The sequence below is a fragment of the Pseudomonas sp. AMR01 genome (assembly GCF_041946035.1).
Lineage (GTDB): Bacteria > Pseudomonadota > Gammaproteobacteria > Pseudomonadales > Pseudomonadaceae > Aquipseudomonas > Aquipseudomonas antarctica_B.
The window spans coordinates 126,297-149,221 of sequence record NZ_JAUTYR010000009.1; the positions used below are offsets into that span (position 1 = coordinate 126,297).

Genomic DNA, 22,925 nt, shown 5'->3' on the forward strand with positions numbered 1-22,925 from the left:
AACAGCAGGCCTGTGGGGGTGGCCTGGAAGGAAGTAATTTGCCGCACGGACCCTGGGGTTCATCGGTCCGTACGAAAATTACCGCTCCACCAGACCGGCCCCGCAGGTTTGATCGCTTCTATGTGGTCGCCAGCCTCTCGTCCGTTCCCGCTTTATAAAAATAAAGTCCTGGCCGCACACCACAGGAAAGCCGGCTCGCGCCTCACGTCCTGATATGCAAGGATGTTGCGCCGGACAGCGTTCGTTGAACGTATAACAAGGATTATTCATGACTGCCATCTCCACCCCAGCGCCCGTGGTTCCCGGGCGGCTGGAGCAAATGTCGACCCGCATCGCTTTTTTCATCGCAGGCTTCGGCATCGCCGCCTGGGCCCCGCTGGTCCCCTACGCCAAGGCGCGCGCGCACCTGAATGAGGGCACGCTGGGCTTGCTGCTTTTATGCCTGGGGGTGGGCTCGATCATCGCCATGCCGGTGGCGGGTGCGCTGGCTTCGCGCTTTGGCTGCCGGCGCGTACTCACCGGCGGCACCGTCGTGATCTGCCTGGCCCTGCCGATACTCGCCACCGTCAGTTCGATTCCGTTGCTGATGGTGGGCCTGTTCCTGTTTGGCGCAGGCCTGGGGACCGTCGACTCGACGGTCAATTTGCAAGCCGTAATCGTTGAACGGGCCAGTGGTAAAACCATGATGTCGGGTTTCCATGGGTTGTTCAGCCTGGGTGGCATCGTCGGCGCGGCGGGCGTTGCCGGGTTGTTGGGGCTGGGCCTGTCGCCACTGCAAGCGACACTGGTGGTGATTGTCGTCATGGCCATTGCGCTGCTCAAAGCCGCTCCGCACCTGTTGCCCTATGGCAGTGAAAGCTCGGGCCCGGCGTTTGCCATGCCCCACGGCGTGGTGCTGTTTATTGGCTGCCTGTGTTTCATCGTGTTTCTGGCAGAAGGTGCCGTGCTGGACTGGAGCGCAGTGTTCCTCAGCGCCGAGCGTGGCCTGGGTGAAGCCTACGCCGGCCTGGGCTACGCGGCCTTTGCCTTGACCATGACTGCCGGGCGCCTTACCGGTGATGCCATCGTGCGACGCCTGGGTGCCACACGGGTGATCGTGATGGGCGGCGCGCTGGCCACCGCCGGCATGCTGCTCGCTACGCTGACGCCTGCCTGGCAAACAGCGTTGCTGGGGTATGCGCTGGTGGGTGCCGGCTGTTCGAATATCGTGCCGGTGCTGTACACCGCCGTCGGCAAACAGAAGGTCATGCCGGAGCACATCGCGGTGCCCGCCATCACCACCTTAGGTTACGCCGGCATTCTCGCGGGGCCTGCAGTCATTGGCTTCATCGCTCACGGCAGCAGCCTGAGTACGGCCTTCGTGATGATCGCGGTGTTGCTGGCCGGTGTGGCCATCAGCGGTAAAATCCTCAAGGTGTAAACACGCACCGCGCAAGGCCTTGCCCTACCGGGCCTTGTGCGCCTCGTACTGTTCCAGCCAGCGCTCCAGACTTCGGTTACACAACCACCCCTCGTGCCTGGGGCGTCCAAACAAGCGCGTCTGATTTGCGCGCTCCAGCGACCTTAATAGACCTGGCCGCTCGATGATGTTTTTCGCCATGTACACGCAATGTTCGGTGTACTTCTTTCGGGGTAGCCCAGTCGTGGGTTCCAGAAGGGGCAGGCCCAGGCTATCGGTGTCATCCGGATCATTCATCACGGCTGTGAGCAGTGCTATTTCCAGGTATTCATGGGTTTCAAAAAAGCCCGGCCGGTCTTTGGGCTTGTCCCTCAATTGCTGAAAATAGCCTTGGAGCGCTTGAACGACCTCGGCGTTGCCGTGGCCGTGAAAAGGGTCCTGGCTGAAGGTGCAGGGTGAGCTGTTACGCAGCAGGGTCGCGGCAGCTGCGCTCAGACTGTCGCGGGTGATGTAGCCCTCGCTGTCCATGATCGCGTCGCTCAACATCGGGCGTTTGAGAATCTCCCTGACCACCAGAATCACACGGTCGCGCACGCTACTCTCCCGCCAGCGCTTGAGCTGCAATTTGCCGCAAAGAAGAAGGCGTCAAGCGCCCGTCCCTGAGATACGCGTGCAGTTCCCCAAAGTTCTTTTCCAACTCGCCCGCCAATTGGCTGTCGCTGTAAGTCGGGCCCGGAGGGGTTGTGTCGGCACGCGCCGCCGGCGCGTTCTGCAACGCCTGGTAGCGCAGCGAAGACAAGGTGCCCCACAACCGGGCTGGCCGCGGTGCCGGCGCGCCTTGCAAGGCGTACTGATCCTCATAGGCCGGGCGAACAGTGGGCGGCGGCGTGGTCCATTGGGCCTCTGGCGCACCCATCGCCGTTGGTTGCACGCGCGGTATTGCACCCTCAATTTTCATGCATCATCTCCCACCCTTCCCGGATTGACATTGGCCCAGAGGCCATCACTGAATAACCCTGAATCATCGAATGGATTGCAGGGCAGCCAGCCACCGATGTGTGGCCGGCTGAGCGTGATAGTTCCGGGTGGCGGCGCAATACCAATAACAGCATGTAAAAATCCTGCGACGCCTGTTCAGCCGGGCTTCTGACCACGCCACCAGTTTACGAGGCCTTTGATCAAGGCTGCCCACGTACCTTCGGGCTGCTTTAGAGGCTCGTCGTCTGCGTGCCCAGACTGCCCGGGTGCCAGCATGCCGCGGGCAAAATCATCGGCGACCGGAGCCTGGAACTTGTGTTGGCCCGCGAAGGCGTTCAATCGCTGCGCTTCCTCGCCGTACGCGTGCAAGAGCGCCGCCGAGAACTCATTTTGAGAAACCCCCTGGTCTTTCAAGGAAGCTGGAAGATCAGCATCACGCCCACTGCGAAACGCGTCACGACCGTTGGATTGGCAGGATTGGAACGAAGTTGCTGTCATGTATGGGCCCTGACTCAAAGTCTGAAAAGCGGCCAATACGATCAAAGCCGCCGGGTCTCCCTGAGTGGCCAACCCGCGTAAACAGTTCCTTTACGAGCCGGCAGGTCAGAAGCCGACGCTTGCCTGTACAAAGAACGTCCGTGGCTCGCCCGGGTACAACCCGGCATTGCTGTCGCTGGAGCGGGTGTGGTGTTGTTGATCGAAAACGTTTTTTGACGCCTACGCCCAGTTTCAGTTTCGACAGTTGCGCGCCGAAGTCAGCCCTTCTTAACATTTGAGACCGCAGATGAACTTGTGCGCCGCCCCACCAGTCAGCACAAAGGACTCTCATAAAACGGTGGGTGGGCGATGCAGATCTCGTTGCAGCAACAAGTGGCCTTGGTCACCGGCGCCAGTTCCGGCATTGGTGCGGGTGCGGCACAGGCGTTGGCTGAAGCCGGCGCGGCGGTGGTACTCAACTACAACTCCCAGGCCGCTCCGGCCGAGGCGCTGGCGGCGAAAATCAACGCCAACGGCGGCCGGGCGATTGCCATTGGTGGTGACGTTTCCAAAGAGGCCGACGTTGAACGCCTGTTCGCCCAGACCCTCGACGCCTTCGGCCATCTGGATATCCTCGTCGCCAACTCCGGCCTGCAAAAAGACGCCAACCTGGTCGACATGACCCTCGATGACTGGAACACCGTTATCGGCGTCAACCTCACCGGCCAGTTCCTCTGCGCCCGCGCGGCGGTACGTATTTTCAACCGCCAGGGCGTGCGTGATGGTGTATCGCGCGCCGCCGGCAAGATCATCCACATGAGCTCGGTGCACCAGATCATCCCGTGGGCCGGGCATGTGAATTACGCGGCGTCCAAAGGCGGCGTCGAGATGTTAATGCGCACACTTGCGCAGGAAGTCAGCGAGCAGCGCATTCGTATCAACGGCATTGCACCGGGGGCGATTCGCACGGCGATCAACCGTGCCGCCACTGAAGGCGCGGCGGAAAAAGAGCTGCTCAAGCTGATTCCCTATGGCCGTGTGGGTGATGTGGAAGACGTCGCCAACGCGGTGGTCTGGCTGGCCAGCGACGCCTCCGATTACGTGGTGGGCAGCACCCTGTTTATCGATGGCGGCATGAGCCTTTATCCGGAGTTTCGTGGCAATGGTTGATTTCAAGAACGAACCCCAAAGCGCCATCGATGCCCACGGCATCATCGGTGATATGCGCAGTGCGGCGCTGATCAACGACAAAGGCAGCATCGATTTTTTCTGCTGGCCGGAATTCGACAGCCCGTCAATCTTTTGCTCGCTGCTCGATACGCCTGACGCGGGTGCTTTCCAACTCACACCGGACTTGCCAGACGCTCGCCGCGAGCAGATCTACCTGCCCGACACCAACGTGCTGCAAACCCGCTGGCTCAGCGATGAAGCCGTGGTGGAAATCACCGATTTACTGGTGATCAGCGAAGAAATCGACGACCTGCCGCTGTTGATTCGCCGGGTGCGCGTGGTCAGCGGCAAGGCCACCCTTCACCTGCGCTGCGCCGTGCGCCATGACTACGCACGCACGCCAACCCGCGCCAGCGAAGTCGATGGCATGGTGCATTTCAGCGCCGACGGCAAGCCCGGCCTGCGCTTGGCGAGCAGCCACGCGTTGCAGATCGAAGACGACGCGGCCATCGCCACATTCACCCTGAATCAGGAAGAAGGCGCCGAATTTGTGCTCGGCGGTGAGCAAGACGAACGCGTCGACAGCGGCTGCACCGACCTCGCCCTGGCCCACACGCTTAAATTCTGGCGCGGCTGGATCGCCCAATCCAATTATCGCGGGCGCTGGCGCGAAATGGTCAACCGCTCGGCCCTGGCCTTGAAGCTTTTGACCTCGCGCAAACACGGCGCAATCATCGCCGCAGCCACGTTCGGCCTGCCGGAAAGCCCCGGCGGCGAGCGCAATTGGGACTACCGCTACACCTGGATCCGCGACGCCTCGTTCACCGTCTACGCCTTCATGCGCCTGGGCTTTATCGAGGAAGCCAACGCCTACATGCGTTGGCTCAAAGGCCGGGTCAGCGACTGCTGTGGCCAGCCGACCAAAATTAATATTCTCTACGGCATCGACGGCCGTCAGGAACTGCCCGAAGCCGTGCTGGATAACTTCAGCGGCCACGGCGGCGCCAAGCCCGTGCGCATCGGCAATGAAGCGTTCGATCAGGTGCAGCTGGATATTTATGGCGAGCTGATGGACGCCGTCTACCTCGTCAACAAATACGGCGAAGCCATTTCCCACGAGGGCTGGAAGCACACCGTAGAGGTCGCCGATCAAGTCTGCGAAATCTGGAACACCAAAGACGTCGGCATCTGGGAAATGCGTGGCGAACAACATCACTTCCTGCACTCGCGACTGATGTGCTGGGTGGCGCTGGACCGCGCGATCCGCCTGGCCTACAAGCGCTCGCTGCCCGCGCCATTTGCGCGCTGGGACCAGACGCGTCAGGCGATCTATGCCGACATCTGGAGCAACTTCTGGAACGAGGAGCGCGGGCACTTTGTGCAGCACATCGGCAGCACCGCACTGGATGGCTCGATGTTGCTGATGCCGCTGGTGCGCTTTGTCGCGGCCACCGACCCGCGCTGGTTGTCGACCCTTGAAGCGATCCAGAAAAGCCTGGTGCGCGACGGCATGGTCTACCGCTACCGCAACGACGACAGCCAGATCGACGGCCTGCAAGGCACCGAAGGCGCATTTGCCGCCTGCTCGTTCTGGTACGTCGAATGCCTGGCCCGCGCCGGGCAAGTGGAAAAGGCCCACCTGGAATTCGAGCAACTGCTGCGCTACGCCAACCCGCTGGGCCTGTACGCCGAAGAGTTCGACAGCCAGGCCCGCCACTTGGGCAATACGCCTCAGGCGTTGAGCCACCTGGCACTGATCAGCGCTGCGACGTTTCTGGACCGCAAACTCAGTGGGGAGAAGACTACCTGGCAACCCTGAGGCCGCCTGTGCACAATGGGCCGCGCCTCAAGGTCCTTGGAAATCTGTCTGATAGGCCGGGTTCCAAAGACCTAAAAGGGCTACCCCATAAGAGCCATTCATGACCACAACCGCCCAGCTGCTGTATGCCCGCACGCCCATGCTGAATGTGGCGTATGAAACCCACGGCCCCGATGACGGTGAGCCGGTGATTCTGCTGCATGGTTTCCCCTATGACCCGCGCGGCTACGACGACATCGCCCCGGTGCTGGCCGAGCGTGGTTACCGGGTGCTGGTGCCGTATCTGCGCGGCTATGGCCCGACGCGGTTTATCAATGAGCAGGTGATGCGCTCCGGTCAACAGGCGGCGCTGGCCAAGGATTTGCTGGACTTCATGGATGCCTTGTCCATTCCCCGGGCCACGCTGGCGGGGTTTGACTGGGGCGGTCGGGCCGCGTGTATTGTTGCGGCATTGTGGCCGGAACGGGTACGGGGTTTGGTGACCGGGGATGGCTACAACATCCAGAACATTGCCAGGTCAGTCGAGCCCCAGGCGCCGGAAACGGAGCATCGGCTGTGGTATCAGTTTTACTTTCATTCCCAGCGTGGCGTGGACGGGTTGACCGACAATCGCCGCGCGTTCTGTGAGCTGTTATGGCGGCAATGGTCGCCCACCTGGGCCGAGGGGCCGGGCCTGTACAGCAAGACTGCGCCGTCGTTTGATAACCCGGATTTCGTCGAGGTGGTGATTCACTCGTACCGCCATCGCTTCATGTACGCCCCCGGCGACCCGGCACTTGAATCGATCGAGCAGGCCCTGGCGCTGCAACCGCCGATTTCGGTGCCGAGCATTTCGTTGTGCGGCGCCGATGACGGCGTGGGCCCGGCACCGGTCGAGGATGACGATGTGGATTGCTTCAGCGGCGTGTATCGACGGCAGGTGTTGCCTGGCGTCGGCCACAACGTGTTTCAGGAAGCGCCGCACATAGCCCTCGAAGCGCTATTTGAAGTGCTGGCCTACGACACCGGCGAAAAACGCTCGCGGTAGGCTTGGGGCGTGACCGACAAGGCGCGCAAAAAACTGCGGCGCAGGGTTTCTTCACAGCCAAAACCGCATTGCACCGCAATGCGCTTGATCGACGCCGCGCTGTCCGCCAATTGCCGGCGCGCGGTCTCGACGCGGATTAACTCCACGGCACGCGCAGGCGTCTGGCCGGTTTCGGCGCGGTAATGGCGCACGAAGCTGCGCTCGCTCATGCCGGCCTGGGCGGCGAGGGTTGGGATGTTCAGGTCCAGGGTGAGGTTTTCCGCCATCCAGATGTGCAGGTCGGCAAAGCGGCTGTCGCCTTTTTGCAGGGACAACGCCACGCTGAATTGCGATTGCCCGCCCGGGCGCTTGAGAAACACCACCAGGTGCCGCGCCACTTCCAGGGCAACGGCGCGGCCCAAATCCTCTTCCACCAGCGCCAGACACAGGTCAATGCCCGCCGTGACGCCAGCGGACGTCCACACCTTGCCTTGCTGAATGAAGATCGGGTTGGGTTCCACCGTCAGCGCGGGAAACTTGCGCGCCAGTTCTTCGCAGCGCGTCCAGTGGGTGGCCACGCGGCAACCGTCGAGCAAACCGCTGGCGGCCAGCAGGAAAGCACCGGTGCAAACCGAGGTCATGCGCCGGGTGTGCCTGGCTTTTTCGCGCACCCACTCCACCAGCGCCGGGTCTTCGGCGGCGCCGTACACACCCCAACCGCCGGCGATCACCAGCGTGTCGCAGGCGCTATCGACGGCGGGCAGCGGCTCGGCCACCAGTGCCAGGCCGGCGGAGGTCATCACGGGAGCAGGCTGGGCCGCAATGACCGAGACGGCATAGGGCAGCGGCACACCGCGCTGGCGGTACAGGTCGTTGGTCGACGCGAAGACCTGCAATGGCCCGGTCACGTCGAGCACCTGAGCGTTTTCAAAAGCGAGTACGTGGATGATTCGCGGCATGATTGGCGTGATCTGTGGGCTCAATGGCGTATGCGCCAAAGCCTAGGCCTCTACAGTGAAGGCGTCCACCCCTTTATCGGAGCGCCATTCATGACCTTGCAGATCGGTTTTTTGTTGTTTCCCGGTATCCAGCAACTGGACCTTACCGGCCCTTATGACGTGCTGGGATCGCTACCGGATGTGAAGCTGCACCTGGTATGGAAGGACCTGGCGCCGGTTACATCCAGTACCGGGTTGGTGTTTACACCCACCATGACCTATGCCGACTGCCCGACGCTGGATGTAATCTGCGTACCCGGCGGTTCGGGCGTCGGCGCGCTGATGGAAGACCCGCTTACTCTCGACTTTCTAAAGGCCCAGGCACATACCGCGCGTTACGTGACCTCGGTGTGCACCGGCTCGTTGGTACTCGGCGCGGCGGGTTTGCTGCAGGGGCGCAAAGCCACAACTCACTGGGCCTACCACGACCTGCTCGCCCCACTCGGCGCGACTCCGGTGCAGGCGCGAGTAGTGCGTGACGGCAACCTGTTCACCGGTGGCGGCATCACTGCCGGGATTGATTTTGCCCTGACCCTGGCGGCCGAGTTGTACAGCGAAGCGGCGGCGCAGTTGGTGCAGTTGCAGATTGAGTACGCCCCGGCTCCGCCGTTCGATTCAGGCAGCCCGCAGACCGCGCCGAGCCACGTGCTGGAAGAAGCGCAAAAGTGCACAGCGGACTCACGTCGGGTACGCGGTGAGATCGTGGCACGCGCGGCTGCGCGGTTGGGCTGACTGCCATTTACTGCCCATGATGCGTCGGGGTAGTTGTGGCGAGCACGCTTGTTGTGGTGAGCGAGCTTGTTGTGGTGGCCGAGCTTGCTGTGGCTAGCGAGCTTGTTGTGGCGAGCGAGCTTGCTCGCGCTGGGCTGCGTAGCGGCCCCAAACCCTGACGCCGCGCTGGGCCTGGAGAATCGCGGTGGCTGACTTGGGGCCGCTTCGCGCCCCAGCGCGAGCAAGCTCGCTCGCCACAACAAGCTCGGCCACCACAACAAGCTCGCTCGCCGAAACAGCTCTTTCATCACCTCAACCAGGCCGCGACATCAACGCCAAGCGCCCAGCCAACACCATCAACACGCTCGCCAAGCCCCATTTCTGTAGCCTGGCACTGTGCGAGCGCCCGGCAAAGAACCGGCTGAGTACGCCGCCAAAAATTCCCAGCACCGCGTGAAACACCCCGGCAATCAGGGTAAGCACGCCACCCAACACCAGCAGTTGCAGCGCAATCGATCCCGCTTGAGGCCTCACAAACTGCGGCAAAAACACCATGAAAAACAGCAACGCCTTGGGGTTGAGCAGGCTGTTGAACAGGGCCTGCACAAACACCTCGCTAACGCGCACCCGCTTGAACTGTGGGGGCTCAACGTGCGGGCTTTTCTTTAAGGTTTTGTACACCAGCCACAGCAGGTAAATCACGCCCGCGTAACGAATCACATCAAAGGACGGCGGCCAACTGGCGACCAATGCCGTGACACCAGTGGCCGTCAATACAGTCAGCAAAATGTCCGCCACGCAAATCCCCAGGCTCGACGCGACGCCTCCGCGCCAGCCGTCACTTATGCCGTGGCTGATCACAAAAGCCATGTTCGGTCCGGGCGATAACAGCAACAACAGCACCGCACCACAAAAAACTGCCAGGGTAGAGAAGTCGATCATGCTTAAACATCCGCAAAATGATGCGTTTTACAATAATCGGCGGCCGTAGCACTGACAAAAAATTGTCCTGCATACATTTTTATTCAGAATTTAAAAACAACTTCCATATGACGCAAAGCCCTATATATCGGGCACTTAACTGCGCTGACCACACCCGATTTGTCCCCTATTTCTGCCTCGGTGTGAAAAAGGTTTTCCTGTTGCACAGGAAAATTCTCACATTTGTTTCTACACTCAAAAACAAGCCCGAACGCCCAGTATATGAACAAGGAAAGTCAATAAAATGCCGAAGAAAAGACTGATTAACGTTTCTAGCATGCCACCTCCGCACCACTGTCAATTCGTTGACTAAGCAACTAAAAAGGAACACTCCTTAAGTCACTACCCCGCACATTTCATTCAGTTGGACCGCTGTTATTTGGATGAGTAGTTGCGTTTTACCCAGCGTAGCCGTTGTTCGGCGTGCTTTCTAACAAGCAGCGTATCTGCCGCTTGATTAAACAGCCGAACAGACAGCCTGGAGTGCAATGAGGGATGTTTGTATGCGAGAGAAGTCGTCAGTTGACAGCCTGTTTCTGACCCGCGCCGGTTTTGTTGAGTTCTTTGTTGTTTTCGTCAAGTTAATCCACGGCCTGACTGCCATCTTGCCGCCATTGGTGTTGGTGCTGTTCATCGACCCGATGGACCCTGAGCTGCGCTCGCACTTTCTCGGCCTGCTCCTGTTTTTTGGAGTCTTGACCGTTATTTTGTTCCACGCCATGGGCATCTATTCCGAAGAGCTGTTCAGTAATCGCCTGCGCCTGCGCACTAAAACCGTGGCATGGTCATCGGCGTTCTGCATCTTGCTGTTCATGTACCAGATCCTGCAGTTTTTCCCGCAACTGAACCCGCACAATCTGGTGGTGTGGTACATCGCCAGCCTCGGGCTGTTCTGCCTCGAACGCCTGTTGATGCTGCGCCTGTACCGCAACCTGATGCGCAAGGGCAAATACCTGCAACGCACAGTGATTCTGGGCTTCACCGACACTGCCGTGCACGTCGCCGACCACCTGCAACGCAATGGCGATATCCGCTCCGGCCTGATCGGTTTTATTGATGACCGCACCGAGCGCATTCCCAAGGAACTTAGCCACCTGCCCTTGCTGGGCAATACCCGCGACCTGGAAAAACTGATCCGTGCCGAGCAGGTCAATCAAGTGATGATCTGCCTGCCCTGGGCGGCCGAACAACGCATCCATGGCTTGGTCAATCGCCTGCGCCAGCTGTCGGTAAACGTGATGCTGGTGCCCGACATGGCCGCCCTGCGCTACGGCCACAGCCGCATTACCGACGTGGGCGGCATTCTGATGTTCAACACTTCACAGTTGCCACTGCGCGGCTGGTCGCCGGTGATCAAGCGTTGTGAAGATATGCTGCTCGCAAGCCTTGCGCTGGTGTGCCTGTCCCCGCTGATGCTGGCGACGGCGATTGCGATCAAGCTCGACTCCAAGGGCCCGGTGCTGTTTCGCCAGAACCGCTACGGCTACAACGACAATGAAATTCGCGTGTTCAAGTTTCGTTCGATGTTCACTGACCAGAGTGACTTCACCGCCGAACAACAGACCACCCGCACAGACCCGCGCATCACCCGCGTGGGCCGGATCATTCGCAAGACCAGCATCGACGAGCTGCCGCAGTTGTTCAACGTGCTGCTGGGCAACATGTCGATGGTCGGCCCCCGTCCGCATGCCACGGCCACCAAGGCGGCGGGCATTCCCTTTGAAGTCGCGGTGAGCGAGTACAGCTCGCGCCACCGGGTCAAGCCGGGCATCACCGGTTGGGCGCAAATCAACGGTTACCGGGGTGAAACCGACACCCTGTTCAAAATCCAGAAACGTGTCGAGTACGACCTGGAATACATCTCCAAATGGTCGGTGTGGTTTGACTTGTACATCGTCTTCATGACGGTCCCGGCCGTCCTTTCCACCAAGGAAGTCTATTGATGAATACCCTCAACGGATTAATTCCCTGCATCATTTCCGGTGGCTCGGGCACTCGGCTGTGGCCGGTGTCCCGGCAGAACATGCCCAAGCCCTTCATGCGCATGCGTGACGGCCAGAGCCTGCTGCAGAAAACCTTCCAGCGCGCTGCCAAACTGCCTGGCGTGGAGAGCGTGCTCACGGTGACCAACCGCGACCTGCTGTTTCGCACCCTCGATGACTATCGCGGAGTGAACCAGGCTCGTCTGCCCCTGGACCTGTTGCTCGAGCCTTTCGGCCGCAACACCGCAGCGGCCATCGCCGTGGCAGCGCTGCACGTGCAAGAGCACTTCGGCGACGAGGCGCAGTTGCTGGTGATGCCTGCCGACCATTTGATCCTCAATGAAGTCGCGTTTGCCGAGGCCGTCACCCAGGCCCGCGAACTGGCCGAAGCCGGCTATCTGGTGACTTTCGGCATCCAGCCGGACCACCCGGAAACCGGCTTTGGCTACATCGAACAAGGTGAAAAACTCAGCCACGGCAACCGGGTCAAACGCTTTGTCGAGAAGCCCGACCAGGCCACCGCCCAGGGCTACCTCGACGGCGGCAAACACCTGTGGAACGCCGGCATGTTCTGCTTCAAGGCCAGCACGCTGGTGGACGAACTGGCCACCCACGCGCCCGACGTGTTGACCGCCGCCAAAGCCGCGCTGGAACACAGCCAAAGCCTGCAAAACAAAACATCGCGTCAGCGCGAACTGGACTCGGATGCCTTCGGCAGCGCACCGGATATTTCCATCGACGTGGCCTTGATGGAAAAGTCCACCCAAGTCGCCGTGGTGCCTTGCGACATCGGCTGGAGCGACATCGGTTCCTGGGAAGCCCTGCGTCAACTGACGCCAAGCGACGCCCATGGCAACCAGGTCAACGGCGAAGCGATTTTGCATGACGTGCACAACTGCTACATCGACTCGCCCAAGCGCGTACTCGGCGCCGTCGGCGTGCGTGACCTGATCATCGTCGATACCCCCGACGCCCTGCTGATCGCCGACGCTCACCGCAGCCAGGATGTGCGCTACATCGTCGCCGAACTCAAGCGCCAGAACCATCCGGCGTTCAGCCTGCACCGCACCGTCACCCGGCCGTGGGGCACTTACACCGTGCTTGAGGAAAGCGCCCGGTTCAAGATCAAGCGCATCGTGGTCAAGCCACAAGCCTCGCTGTCATTGCAGATGCACCACCACCGCAGCGAACACTGGGTAGTGGTCAGCGGCGCGGCGCAAATCACCAATGGCGAACGCGAATTCTTGATCAACGCCAACGAGTCCACCTACATCCCGGCCGGGCACAAACACCGGCTGACCAACCCCGGCATCATCGACCTAGTGATGATCGAGGTGCAGAGCGGCGAATACCTGGGCGAAGACGACATCGTGCGCTTCGACGACATCTACGGGCGTGCGCCCGCCGACGTGAAAAAATGATATGCGCACATCGTTGATCATCCCGACCCGCAACGCGTCCAGTCACCTGGCGCGACTGCTGCCTGCGCTGAACATGCAGACTCTGCAACCGGACGAAACCCTGGTGGTTGACAGCGCCTCCAGCGATGACACGGTGGCGCGCTTTCGCGAATTCGGCGCCCGGGTCGAGGTGATCGACGCCCGCGACTTCAACCACGGCGGCACGCGGCGCTGGGCCAGCGAACAGGTGGGCGGTGATGCCCTGATCGTGATGACCCAGGACGCGATTCCAGCAGACCCGGAGACGTTCGCCAACCTGCTCAACGAATTGCAGCAAGACCCGCTGAACGGCGTGGCCTATGGTCGCCAACTCCCGCACCCCGGCGCCGGCGTGCTCGGCGCGCAGTCGCGGCACTTCAACTACCCGGAACAAAGCCGCAGCAAAAGTCTGGCAGATGCACCGGAACTGGGGATCAAGACCTGCTTCAGCTCTGACTCCTTTTCCGTTTACCGACGCAGCGCGCTGCAAGCCGTCGGCGGTTTTCCCGCCGATGTGATCGGCAGCGAAGACGCCTACGTGGCCGCGCGCATGCTGATCGACGGCTACAAGGTGCGCTACGCCGCCTCGGCGCGGGTGTACCACTCCCACGATTACCGACTCATGGATGAATTTCACCGCTACTTCGACATTGGCGTGTTCTACGGTCGCGAGCCGTGGATTCGCCAAGCCTTTGGCGATGCCGGCGGTGAAGGTAAACGCTATGTACTGGCCGAGCTCGCAGCATTGCGCGCAGCCGGTGCATTGCACCGCGTACCCGAAGTACTGGTGCGAAGCGCGTTCAAGTTGCTCGGCTATCGGCTGGGCCACCTGGAACGCCGGCTCCCACTCGCCCTCAAGCGGCGCATCAGCATGTTCCCCGGTTATTGGAGGTGAGAGGCATGACCAAGAGGAAGTCGCCCTATATGAAAAAAACCATGCTCATCTTGGCCATGTTGGCCTTGGCCGCCTGCAATACGCCGGCACGCATCGTCACGCCGGACGACAAGACGGTCGAGGAAGGCAAACGCGCCCTCGACCAGCTTGCGCAGTTGCCGCCAGCGGTGGAGCGTATCCGCGTCGGCGACCAGTTGCGGATCGTGCGCGATGCCGGCGAGATGCCAACGTTGTCGGCGTTCAACGTCAGCACCATCTACGAGCTGACGCTGTACACGGTGCAAACCGACGGCAAGATCAACTACCCGTTCCTGGGGCCGATCCAGGTTGCGGGGCGCCCGCCATCGGAGCTGGCCGCCGAGTTGAGCAACAAGCTCGCGCCGGTTTACCGAGAGCCACGGGTGACGGTCAACATCAACCAGGCACCGGCCAATTCGGTGATCGTCGGCGGAGCCGTGAATAACCCGACGGCGGTGCAGATCGCCACGGCCAATACCCTGGAGCAAGCCATTGTCGGCGCCGGCGGGGTCAACCCTTCGGGTGATGCGAGCATGGTTGCGCTGCTGCGCGAAGATGCCCAGGGCACCTACCGCGCCTATTTCCTGGACTTCAGCCAATACCTCAAAACCGGTCCCAACGGGCGCAAAGCCGTGCGCCTGCAACGCGGCGACGTGGTGTTCGTGCCCAAATCCAATGTCGGCGAGCGCATCCAGGGAGTGGATACCTACTTGAACCAATTGATCCCGTTCACCAAATCCATTGGCGTTGGCTACAACTACACAAGAACCAGCGGCGGCACTAACTAAAGGAGCGACATCCCATGATCGAGATCCGTTCTTTTCGTGATCTTCTGCGCCTGTTCTTCATCTTCCGGCACGAATTCAAGCTGGCGGCCATTGCGGCGCTGGTGATCATTCTGCTGGGGGCTTTTTTATTGCCCGCCAAGTACGAGTCCACCGCGCGCCTGCTGGTAAAACCGGGGCGTGATTCGACGCTGCCGATCGAGATCAGCAACCGCCAGGCGCTGGTCATGCCCAGCACCCAGCGTGATCCGATTGTCGACGAGGAACGCCTGCTGACCGGTCGCCCGATCGTGCGCGCGGTGGCCGAGCATTACCTGGAAGTGATCGACAATGCGCCGCCACCGGAAGGGCTCTTGAAGCGCACCAAGTACTACATCAAGGCAGGCATCGGTGGCGTGTTCGATGGCATTCGCGTGGTGCTCGAAACCGTCGGCATCGTCGAAAAAACCACGCCGGTGGAGCGCCTCGCCGCCAGCCTGGAAAAGAACTTTGAAGTGAGCCACGCCGTGGGTTCGACGGTCATGGACATCAGCTTCAAATGGGGCGACCCGGAAGTTGCCCAGGCGGTGGTCAAGCACTGGGTCGAAACCTACGTCGCCGAGCGCACCCAGGCCCTGGGCCGCAAAAGCCTGTATGCCTTTTATGAAGGCCAGGTGAGCAACAGCGCCACCGAAATCAAAAGCTACAAGGAACAGATCCTCACGCGCCTCAATGAGATCGGCGCGGCGAGCATCACCGACCGCCTGGAAGACTTGTCCGAGCGCATCAACGTGCTGCGCGGCGAGATCTTCAATACCACCCGCTTGATCGCGTCTTCCGACAGCGCCATCGCGAGCACCCGCGTCCAGCTCAAGACGCAGCCCAAGGAAGTGACCACGGTGCGCCAGATCGCCTTGAACCCCCAGCAGCAGGATTTGCGTCGCCTGCTTAACCAGAAGCTGCTGGAAAAGGCCGACATGATGCGCACCTACACCGACAACGCGCCGCCAGTCAAAGCCCTGGATGCGTCGATCCGTGCGATGCAGGCCCATGTCGCCAGTGAAAGCAGTACGGTGCAAAGCTCGGAAAACCGCGCGCCCAACACCCTGGAAATCCACTTGCAGCGCGTGCTGCTGGATGAGTCGAGCAACAACCTGGCCCTGCGCACCCAACTGGTTCAACAGGAAAAGCAACTGGTCAACCTGGAAGCTCAACGCAAGCAAGCCCTGGAAGTAGAACCGGAGCTGGCCCGCCTCTCCCGCGAGCTGGCCACCACCGAGCGCAACTACGCGTTGTATGTGGACAACCTGGAAAAATCGCGCATCGACCGTGAGCTGGACAACAGCCAGATCAGCAACATCGCGGTGATCGAAGAAGCCACCCTGAACCCGGGCCGCATCTTCCCAAAAACCCTGGTGATGCTGGTGTTGGCGATCCCGTTTGCCATCGTCGTCGGCTTGCTGGTGATTTACCTGTGCTACCTGCTGGACCAGCGCATTCACGATGGCGGCCTGGTGGAACGCAAGTTTGGCCTGCCGCTGTGGACCACTCTTCCGGAACTGGACGCCAGCACCGCGCAGGGCACCAACGCGTTCAACGCAAGCATCTACAGGCTCTACAGCCTGCTGCAGCCGGACCGCATTGCCGAGCGGGGCCTGACGCTGGGGCTGACCTCGGCGCGCCACGGCGAAGGGGTGACCTTTGTGGTGGAGCAACTGCGCCTGTTGCTGCAAGAGAACGGCACCAATGTGCGCGTCGGCGGGCTGGCCAGCGCCGAACCGGGCGAAGTGGTGCTGCTGGATGCCTCGGCGCTGCTGGACAACCGTGATGCATTCATTACCCTGCGCCGCGCCGACCTGATCGCGCTGGTGGTGGAAGCGCAGAAAAGCACGGTGCCGGTGGTGGAACACGCGCTGTCGATCCTCAACACGGCGTTTGGCAAAGTGGACGGCATCATCATCAACCGGCGCAAATTCGAAGTGCCGGCCAAGGTGCTTAGAAACATTGCCAAATACCGGGGGGCGTTCTGATGCGCATCGCCCTGCTCGCCCCTTTACCGCCGGAGAAAAACGGGATCGCCGATTACGCGAACCATTTCAAGTCGGCACTGGAGCAAGTGGGCGTGACGGTAACGACACCGTTAACCGGCGTGGAAGGCACCAGCGTCGCGATCAAACAGGCCCTCAGCGGCTTCGACTGGCACAGCGTGGACCTGGTCCACGCCGAGCTGGGCGGCGGGCGCCTGGGGGAATTTTTGGCCCTGCGCGAATTGCGCAAGGCCTACCCCAACCTGCCGTTGACGGCCACCGTGCATGACCCGGAGCGCATCGTGTGGCGGCGCGAACACCTGCCGTTTCCGCTGAACCTGCTGGAGCGTCTGCCCAGCCCATTGCCCCAGGCGGCAGTGGTGCTGGCCGACCCGCTGACCTTGAGCGAAGAACGCCACCTCGCCAACCGCCTGACGCGGCTGATTACCCTCACCCGCCTGGGCGCTGATTGCCTCACCCAGCGGATGGATTTGCCAGCGGGCAAAGTGGCAGTGATCAACCACGCCAACCTGGCGATCGCACCGGCACCATTGCCGCCGCTGGACACCTTGCGCCTGCTGTATTTCGGTTTTATCTACCGTGGCAAAGGCATTGAAGACCTGTTGCAGGCCCTGGCCGCCGTCTTCAAGAATGCACCCGAATTGCGTGACCGTGTGCGCCTGACCCTGGCCGGTGGCACGGCTGCCGAAATGGCGTTTGGCGCAGGCGGTAATTACCTGGAGCAGTTGAAAAGCCAGATCGCCGACCTTGGCCTGGAGGGCGCCATCGACTGGCGGCTGAACCTGCCGGCGGACGAGATCGCACAAACGATCCAGGCGCACCATGTGATGGTGCTGCCCTATCGCGAATCAAAAAAACTCGGCCTGCTGGGGCGCCAGCGTGGCACCAGTGGCGCACTGTCCTGGGCCACCGCCTGTGGCCGTGGCGCGATTACCTCCAATGCCCGAGCGTTTGCCGAAGAAGTCGCCAGCGGTAACGGCGCCATCTTTCCCGAAGGCGACGTAAACGCGCTGAGCGAGCAACTGTTGCGTCTGGCGCGCACGCCGTCACTGGCTCGCGACTGGGCCGAGCGCGCCGGGGAAATCGGCCGCGAACGCCTGTGGCCGCTGACCGCGCAGAAGTTCAAGCAGCTCTTTGAGCAGGCCATTGCAGGAGCCCCTTATGGCGCGTAAACGTACGTACTTCGCCACCCTCGCGGTGATCGCCGCGTTAGGCCTGAGCGCCTTTATGTGGGGCCGCCAGGCCGACGCCGAGAACCATGTGCTCAAGGGCAGCAAGGTGGTGGTGTGGAAAGACTTTCTCGGGGTGAATGCGCAGTTCCTGTGGTTCAGCCCCGAGCGCTATCAACTGCAGATCAACCGCCTCAAGGCGCTGGGCCTGGAGTGGGTGCGCCTGGATTTGCACTGGGACCAACTGGAGCCGGTGGAGAGTCAGTACCACATTGCGACCCTGGACCAGTTGGTCGGCAACCTGCAAACCAATCAACTCAAATCCGTGTTCTATCTGGTCGGCTCGGCGCCCTTCGCCACCACCGCGCCGGTAGGTGCGCCCTATCAGGACCAGTACCCGCCAAAAGACCCCAACGTGTTCGCCAACCGCATGGCGTTGCTGTCCCAACGCTACCCCAGCGTCGATGCGTGGCAAGTGTGGAACGAGCCAAACTTGCTCGGCTTCTGGCGCCCGGTGGCCGACCCCGCAGGTTACGCGGCCCTGTTGACCGCCACCGCCGGCGCCTTGCGCGCGGTGAACCCGAGCAAGCCAGTGGTGGCGGCCGGCATGGCGTTTTTCAGTGAAATGCCCAACGGCCAGTCCATGCTCGATGCGTTGGGCGCCCTCGGCGTGGCCAGCCTCAACACCACCATTTCCTACCACCCCTACACCCAATTGCCCGAAGGCAATGACCCGGCCAACCTCGACTTTATCGCCAAGACCACCGCGCTCAACCAAGCATTGCGCCACGGCGGCGTGCACACCCTGTGGAGCACCGAGTGGGGCTGGTCAACCTACACCGGGCCCAAAGACGCCCAGGACATCATCACCCTGCAAGCCCAGGCCGATTACATCGTGCGTCGCGTAGCACTGATGAGCGCGATGGATTACGACAAGATTTTCCTCTTCACCCTGAGCGATCTCGACCAGCGCGCCAGCGTGCGTGACCAGTCTTACGGTTTGCTCGACATCGACGCCAACCCCAAGCCGGCCTACACCGCCCTGAAGAACTTCCTCGACGTGAGCGGGCCGCAACTCACTCCGGGCGACCCGCCCGTCGCCGACCACTTGCCAGACGGCCTGTTCAGCATCGGCTGGACCCGCGCCGACGGCCACAAACTGTGGTTCTTCTGGTCGGCTCAGGGCGGCAACGCGCATCTGCCAAACCTGGCCAGTGCAACCCTGTACGACCCGCTGCGCGGCACCCAAACCCCGGTGAGCGGCACCGGCGGCCTGACCATACCGGTCAAGTCGAACCTGCAAATTCTGCTATGGGATTAGAGCCTGCCATGCGCATTTTATGGATCCTGCCCTACTCGCCCTGGCCCACCACCAGCGGTGGCAAGACGCGCCAGTTCCACTTGCTGCGCAGCCTGGCGGCGCGCGGGCATCGGATCACCTTGCTGCTGCATGACAAAAACCCGGTGTCGCTGAACGATCGCCAGGTGCTGGAAAGCTTCCTCGAACACCTGATCATCCTGCCGCGCCGCCCGCTGCGCAGCCTGAAAACCCTGGTGGCAGGGCTGTTCGCGCCCTACCCGCTGCTGGCAAGCGTGAACGGCCTGTCGGGTGAGTTGCAGGACACCTTCAATACATTGCTCAACGAGCATTGGGACGTGGTGCAGATTGAGCACACCTACACCTTCCAGCCTTATGAAGATGCCCTGGCGCGCAACGCCCAGCCGTTCGTGCTGACCGAACACAACGTCGAATCGGCACTGGGCGCCGCCACGTACGACCGCCTGCCGGGCTGGGCGCTGCCGTTTATTCGCTACGATCAATGGCGCTACGCACGCTGGGAACGCCGCGTAATGCGCCAGGCCACACAGGTGGTGGCAGTCACCGACAGCGATGCGCAGGTGCTGGAAAATATCGCTGGCAAGCCGGTGCCGGTGGTGGTCAATGGCGTGGACTGCGATCACTTCGCCGCCGCCAGCCCCAATCCATCTGCCCGCCGCGTGTTGTTTCTGGGTAACTATGAATACGCGCCCAACGTGGATGCCATCGAGTGGGCGCTGGATGAAATTCTGCCCATAGTCTGGGAACGCTGCCCGGATGCCCGCATGAGCGTGTGCGGGTTCGGCATGCCCGGCAGTTGGCGTGAGCGCTGGAAAGACCCACGCATAGAATGGCAAGGGTTCGTGCCAAACCTGCTGAATTTGCAATCGAGTTGTTCGGTGTTCCTGGCGCCCCTGCGCCATGGCGGCGGCTCCAAGCTCAAAGTGCTGGAAGCCCTGGCCGCCGGCCTGCCGCTGGCCAGTACCGAGCAAGGTGTGTCGGGGCTGGACCTGGTGGAAGGCCTGGACTATCTCGGAGGTCAAAGCGCCGCAAGCCTGGCGGATGCCGTGGTGCGCCTGCTGCAGTTTCCCGAGGCCGCCGCGCCCATGGGCGAAGCCGGTCGCGCTTATGTGCGCCGGGCCCATGACTGGAGCGTCGCCGCCAGCCAGCTCGAGCAAGTGTATGCCACGCTCGCGCCGCTCAATCAAAAGGAGCCTGCATGCGTATAGGCCTGGATTACCGCACCGTCGGCACTTCGCCGCAATCGGGGATCAGCCGCCAGGTGTACGCGCTGGAACATGCCCTGCGCAGCCTGCCGGGCACCGAAATTGAGCGCTTTACCGTGGCGCCTCTGGGCGACGAAACCCGGTTTCAAGCGCATTGCCCGGCCTGGGGTTGCGCGAAGACGGCGATGCACCAGCCACACAATCGCCTGCGCTTTGAGGCCGGTTTTCTGCCCCGTGCCTTGCGCGAGGCCCACATCGACCTGTACATCAGCACGTTCAATATGGGCTTGCCGTTGCCACCCAAACCGCAAGGCTTGCGCACGGTGGTGCTGCTGCATGACCTGTTCCAGATCACCCTGAATAACTACCACGCCAACCGCCTGAAAGCGCAGATTTACAAGACCAGCGATCGCCTGTCGATTGCCTGGGCGGTGCACAGCGCCGACCGGGTGTGGACGCCTTCGCAGTACAGCGCCGATGAAACCGCGCGGCTGTTTCCCAAGGCGGCGGGCAAAATTCGCGTGCTGCCCAATCAGGTCGACGGCTTTGTCGAGCTGGCGGCTGACCTCACGGCGCGGCAGTTGCCGGAACGTTACTGGCTGCTGGTGGGCACCCGCGAGCTACGCAAAAACGTGCCGTTTCTGGTGGATGCGTGGCAACAGGCGCGCTTGCAATCGCCCGATGTGCCGGCGCTGGTACTGGTCGGCAGCCTTGAGCATTTGCCCGAGGCCCAGCGCAGCCTGCCGGGGATTCGCGCGTTGAGTGGTGTCTCGGACGCAGAACTGCACGCGCTCTACCGTCAGGCCTCGCGCCTGTGGCAGCCGTCGTACGCCGAAGGGTTTGGGTTGCCGGTCATTGAAGCGCTCAGTGTCGGTACGCCGGTCGCTGTGGCCAGCGGCTCCTCGCTGGATGAAATCACGCCGCCGTCGTCACCGCGCTTCTCCCCCACCGACGGCCCGGCGCTGGTGCAGTTGATGCTGAGCCTGGGCGAGCGCTCCGAGTTGGAGTCCGCCGAAGACTGCCGGCAGTGGGCGGAACGTTTTAACCGTCATGCCTATCGCCAACGCCTGGCTGAACTGATCGAGGAATTGACATGAGATTGTCCCTGACCAGCCTCGTCGCGATTCTCTTTGGCCTGCTGTTTGGTGCGCTGGCCTTGCTGCTGTCACCGACCAAGGCGTTCCTTGCCGTGATTGGCCTGGCGGCTGCGGTGACTATTCTGCGCTTCCCGCTGTGGGGCCTGCTGTTGTTCGCGTTGATTGCGACGTTCATGCCGTACTCAACCGTCAACCTGGGCATTCGCAGTACGGTCAGCGAAGCCATCCTGGCGCTGACCTGGGGCGCGGTGTTGTGGCACAACTTCCTGGCACGCCTGCCCGATGCACCGCGCCTGTCGCGCCGCCCCACCGATCAGATGCTGCTGTGGCTGATGATGTTCAGCGTGTTCCCGTTTATCGTCGGCCAGGTCATCATCCATGCCGAGACCAGTGGCGTGGCCAACTGGCTGCGCTGGTTGCTGAGCCTGTCGGCGGTGTTCCTCTGCGCCAAATTGCTGACCGACTACAAGCACCGCGAATCCCTGGTGATTGCCCTGTTGCTCGGCAGCCTGGCGATGCTGGTGCTGTCGATCGCGGTGTTTGTGCGCACGCGCTCGGGGGCGGGCATTGCGCCGATTCTGGCGGTGTTCAATTACGGCAACTTCGACACGTTGAAATTCGGCCTTGAGGCGATGTCTTCGCGCATGGGCTCGCCTTGGATGCACCCGAATGCCATCGGCGGGATCATGGCCCTGCTGCTGCCGTTGGCGTTCTGCTTCGGCATGACCGAACAAGGCTGGAAGCGCGCGCTGGGCCTGGGCGTGGCGTGCCTCGGCGCGGCGGCCTTGCTGCTGGCGAGTAGCCGGGGTGCAATGGTCAGCCTGGCCCTGGTGCTGATGTGGATGGCCACGCGGCGCGTGCCTTACACCGGGCGTTTGTTGATGATCGGCGCGGCGCTGACCGTGGCCCTGGTGATGGCTTATCCACCGTTACAAGACCGGCTGGCGACAATTTTCTCGACCAATAACGCCAGTACCGAAGTGCGCTTTGACGAATACCGGATGTTCCCCCAAGCAATGGCAACCTACCCCTTCGGCATCGGTTTCAAGGTCGACCCGCCGGTACCGGGCACTCAGTTTCTGGGGATTTCCAACCTGTGGCTGAACTTCATCTACAAAACCGGCCTCGTCGGCATGCTGCTGTTTGTGGCCGTGACCGTGCGCTGGTGGCGTGAAGCACGCCCGGAAAAAGGCCCGATCCGCCTGACAAAGGACAACGCCCTGTGGCTGGGCAGCACCGCCGGAATTCTCGCGGCGCTGGTGAGCGGTTTGTTCGACCACTACTTCAGCTTCGCGGTGGTGATGGTCGCGCTGTTCTGGCTGATGGTGGGCCTCAACGTGTTGGAGGCGCGGCGGCTGTTCCCGGCACGCTTGCCGCAGGTCAAGACGGTGGTTTTTAGTAAGCCGGTCCTTGACGGCGCGCGGCCTTAA

Annotated in this window: 20 protein-coding genes and 1 pseudogene; 15 read left to right on the forward strand and 6 right to left on the reverse strand. The window is 61.7% G+C overall.

Annotated elements, in window-relative coordinates:
* Positions 1-268 precede the first annotated feature (268 nt).
* A complete protein-coding gene (locus Q7C20_RS11250; protein ID WP_375067325.1) occupies positions 269-1,420 on the forward strand; it encodes an MFS transporter in 1,152 nt (383 codons plus the stop codon).
* 24 nt (positions 1,421-1,444) lie between these two features.
* Here the strand turns inward: Q7C20_RS11250 and Q7C20_RS11255 are convergent, their stop codons facing one another.
* From Q7C20_RS11255 to Q7C20_RS11270, 4 genes and pseudogenes are all read right to left on the reverse strand, one after another.
* Positions 1,445-1,993, reverse strand: coding sequence for a type III secretion effector protein (locus Q7C20_RS11255; protein ID WP_375067327.1), 549 nt, complete (start codon positions 1,991-1,993; stop codon positions 1,445-1,447).
* Between the two features lies 1 nt (position 1,994).
* Positions 1,995-2,357 carry a hypothetical protein gene (locus tag Q7C20_RS11260; RefSeq protein ID WP_375067329.1) on the reverse strand — a complete coding sequence of 121 codons (363 nt, stop codon included), beginning with the start codon at positions 2,355-2,357 and terminating at the stop codon, positions 1,995-1,997.
* A 176-nt stretch (positions 2,358-2,533) separates the two neighbouring features.
* Positions 2,534-2,875: a type III secretion protein gene (locus tag Q7C20_RS11265; RefSeq protein WP_375067330.1), complete on the reverse strand. Its 342-nt coding sequence runs from the start codon at positions 2,873-2,875 to the stop codon at positions 2,534-2,536.
* A 105-nt stretch (positions 2,876-2,980) separates the two neighbouring features.
* Positions 2,981-3,134, reverse strand: a pseudogene (locus tag Q7C20_RS11270) (hypothetical protein); the annotation flags it as partial.
* An 89-nt stretch (positions 3,135-3,223) separates the two neighbouring features.
* On the opposite strand from Q7C20_RS11270, the gene Q7C20_RS11275 reads away from it, so the two are divergent.
* From Q7C20_RS11275 to Q7C20_RS11285, 3 genes are all read left to right on the forward strand, one after another.
* Positions 3,224-4,024, forward strand: coding sequence for a glucose 1-dehydrogenase (locus Q7C20_RS11275; RefSeq protein ID WP_348054793.1), 801 nt, complete (start codon positions 3,224-3,226; stop codon positions 4,022-4,024).
* Entirely contained in the window at positions 4,017-5,843 is a 1,827-nt protein-coding gene (locus Q7C20_RS11280) for a glycoside hydrolase family 15 protein (RefSeq protein WP_375067332.1), read from the forward strand. Before Q7C20_RS11275 ends, Q7C20_RS11280 begins: the two co-directional genes overlap by 8 nt.
* Before the next feature lie 100 nt (positions 5,844-5,943).
* Positions 5,944-6,870, forward strand: coding sequence for an alpha/beta fold hydrolase (locus Q7C20_RS11285; RefSeq protein ID WP_375067334.1), 927 nt, complete (start codon positions 5,944-5,946; stop codon positions 6,868-6,870).
* Here the strand turns inward: Q7C20_RS11285 and Q7C20_RS11290 are convergent.
* Positions 6,840-7,808 (reverse strand): GlxA family transcriptional regulator, encoded by a 969-nt coding sequence (locus tag Q7C20_RS11290; RefSeq protein ID WP_375067335.1) that lies wholly within the window; start codon positions 7,806-7,808, stop codon positions 6,840-6,842. The two genes, Q7C20_RS11285 and Q7C20_RS11290, sit on opposite strands and share 31 nt — an antisense overlap.
* A gap of 90 nt (positions 7,809-7,898) precedes the next feature.
* On the opposite strand from Q7C20_RS11290, the gene inhA reads away from it, so the two are divergent.
* On the forward strand, positions 7,899-8,579 hold the full coding sequence (gene inhA, locus Q7C20_RS11295; protein WP_375067336.1) for an isonitrile hydratase: 681 nt from the start codon (positions 7,899-7,901) through the stop codon (positions 8,577-8,579).
* 291 nt (positions 8,580-8,870) lie between these two features.
* On the opposite strand, the gene Q7C20_RS11300 is transcribed toward inhA, so the two are convergent.
* On the reverse strand, positions 8,871-9,500 hold the full coding sequence (locus tag Q7C20_RS11300) for a LysE family translocator (protein WP_375067337.1): 630 nt from the start codon (positions 9,498-9,500) through the stop codon (positions 8,871-8,873).
* A gap of 542 nt (positions 9,501-10,042) precedes the next feature.
* On the opposite strand from Q7C20_RS11300, the gene Q7C20_RS11305 reads away from it, so the two are divergent.
* The 10 genes from Q7C20_RS11305 to Q7C20_RS11350 are packed head-to-tail and all read left to right on the forward strand — an operon-like array spanning position 10,043 to position 22,925.
* Entirely contained in the window at positions 10,043-11,482 is a 1,440-nt protein-coding gene (locus Q7C20_RS11305; RefSeq protein ID WP_375067338.1) for an undecaprenyl-phosphate glucose phosphotransferase, read from the forward strand.
* Positions 11,482-12,942: a mannose-1-phosphate guanylyltransferase/mannose-6-phosphate isomerase gene (locus Q7C20_RS11310; RefSeq protein WP_375067339.1), complete on the forward strand. Its 1,461-nt coding sequence runs from the start codon at positions 11,482-11,484 to the stop codon at positions 12,940-12,942. The genes Q7C20_RS11305 and Q7C20_RS11310 overlap by 1 nt, the downstream gene beginning before the upstream one ends.
* A gap of 1 nt (position 12,943) precedes the next feature.
* Positions 12,944-13,855 (forward strand): glycosyltransferase family 2 protein, encoded by a 912-nt coding sequence (locus Q7C20_RS11315; RefSeq protein WP_375067341.1) that lies wholly within the window; start codon positions 12,944-12,946, stop codon positions 13,853-13,855.
* A gap of 29 nt (positions 13,856-13,884) precedes the next feature.
* Positions 13,885-14,661 (forward strand): polysaccharide biosynthesis/export family protein, encoded by a 777-nt coding sequence (locus tag Q7C20_RS11320; RefSeq protein ID WP_375067422.1) that lies wholly within the window; start codon positions 13,885-13,887, stop codon positions 14,659-14,661.
* Positions 14,662-14,675: 14 nt separating this feature from the next.
* Complete coding sequence (locus Q7C20_RS11325; RefSeq protein WP_375067343.1) at positions 14,676-16,667, forward strand: GumC family protein; 1,992 nt, start codon at positions 14,676-14,678, stop codon at positions 16,665-16,667.
* Entirely contained in the window at positions 16,667-17,857 is a 1,191-nt protein-coding gene (locus Q7C20_RS11330; protein WP_375067345.1) for a glycosyltransferase, read from the forward strand. Before Q7C20_RS11325 ends, Q7C20_RS11330 begins: the two co-directional genes overlap by 1 nt.
* Positions 17,847-19,175, forward strand: coding sequence for a beta-xylosidase (locus tag Q7C20_RS11335; RefSeq protein ID WP_348054782.1), 1,329 nt, complete (start codon positions 17,847-17,849; stop codon positions 19,173-19,175). Before Q7C20_RS11330 ends, Q7C20_RS11335 begins: the two co-directional genes overlap by 11 nt.
* A gap of 8 nt (positions 19,176-19,183) precedes the next feature.
* Positions 19,184-20,401, forward strand: coding sequence for a glycosyltransferase family 4 protein (locus tag Q7C20_RS11340; RefSeq protein ID WP_375067348.1), 1,218 nt, complete (start codon positions 19,184-19,186; stop codon positions 20,399-20,401).
* The gene (locus tag Q7C20_RS11345) at positions 20,392-21,495 is read left to right on the forward strand and encodes a glycosyltransferase family 4 protein (RefSeq protein ID WP_375067350.1); all 1,104 of its coding nucleotides are present in this window, start codon (positions 20,392-20,394) and stop codon (positions 21,493-21,495) included. Before Q7C20_RS11340 ends, Q7C20_RS11345 begins: the two co-directional genes overlap by 10 nt.
* A 2-nt stretch (positions 21,496-21,497) precedes the next feature.
* On the forward strand, positions 21,498-22,925 hold the full coding sequence (locus Q7C20_RS11350; RefSeq protein WP_348054838.1) for an O-antigen ligase family protein: 1,428 nt from the start codon (positions 21,498-21,500) through the stop codon (positions 22,923-22,925).

Bases quoted from the DNA above. Each gene is read 5' to 3' on its own strand.
- Q7C20_RS11250 (WP_375067325.1), top strand. From the start codon at position 269: ATGACTGCCATCTCCACCCCAGCGCCCGTGGTTCCCGGGCGGCTGGAG.
- Q7C20_RS11260 (WP_375067329.1), bottom strand. From the start codon at position 2,357: ATGAAAATTGAGGGTGCAATACCGCGCGTGCAACCAACGGCGATGGGT.
- Q7C20_RS11265 (WP_375067330.1), bottom strand. From the start codon at position 2,875: ATGACAGCAACTTCGTTCCAATCCTGCCAATCCAACGGTCGTGACGCG.
- Q7C20_RS11275 (WP_348054793.1), top strand. From the start codon at position 3,224: ATGCAGATCTCGTTGCAGCAACAAGTGGCCTTGGTCACCGGCGCCAGT.
- Q7C20_RS11280 (WP_375067332.1), top strand. From the start codon at position 4,017: ATGGTTGATTTCAAGAACGAACCCCAAAGCGCCATCGATGCCCACGGC.
- Q7C20_RS11285 (WP_375067334.1), top strand. From the start codon at position 5,944: ATGACCACAACCGCCCAGCTGCTGTATGCCCGCACGCCCATGCTGAAT.
- Q7C20_RS11290 (WP_375067335.1), bottom strand. From the start codon at position 7,808: ATGCCGCGAATCATCCACGTACTCGCTTTTGAAAACGCTCAGGTGCTC.
- inhA (WP_375067336.1), top strand. From the start codon at position 7,899: ATGACCTTGCAGATCGGTTTTTTGTTGTTTCCCGGTATCCAGCAACTG.
- Q7C20_RS11300 (WP_375067337.1), bottom strand. From the start codon at position 9,500: ATGATCGACTTCTCTACCCTGGCAGTTTTTTGTGGTGCGGTGCTGTTG.
- Q7C20_RS11305 (WP_375067338.1), top strand. From the start codon at position 10,043: ATGCGAGAGAAGTCGTCAGTTGACAGCCTGTTTCTGACCCGCGCCGGT.
- Q7C20_RS11310 (WP_375067339.1), top strand. From the start codon at position 11,482: ATGAATACCCTCAACGGATTAATTCCCTGCATCATTTCCGGTGGCTCG.
- Q7C20_RS11315 (WP_375067341.1), top strand. From the start codon at position 12,944: ATGCGCACATCGTTGATCATCCCGACCCGCAACGCGTCCAGTCACCTG.
- Q7C20_RS11320 (WP_375067422.1), top strand. From the start codon at position 13,885: ATGAAAAAAACCATGCTCATCTTGGCCATGTTGGCCTTGGCCGCCTGC.
- Q7C20_RS11325 (WP_375067343.1), top strand. From the start codon at position 14,676: ATGATCGAGATCCGTTCTTTTCGTGATCTTCTGCGCCTGTTCTTCATC.
- Q7C20_RS11330 (WP_375067345.1), top strand. From the start codon at position 16,667: ATGCGCATCGCCCTGCTCGCCCCTTTACCGCCGGAGAAAAACGGGATC.
- Q7C20_RS11335 (WP_348054782.1), top strand. From the start codon at position 17,847: ATGGCGCGTAAACGTACGTACTTCGCCACCCTCGCGGTGATCGCCGCG.
- Q7C20_RS11340 (WP_375067348.1), top strand. From the start codon at position 19,184: ATGCGCATTTTATGGATCCTGCCCTACTCGCCCTGGCCCACCACCAGC.
- Q7C20_RS11345 (WP_375067350.1), top strand. From the start codon at position 20,392: ATGCGTATAGGCCTGGATTACCGCACCGTCGGCACTTCGCCGCAATCG.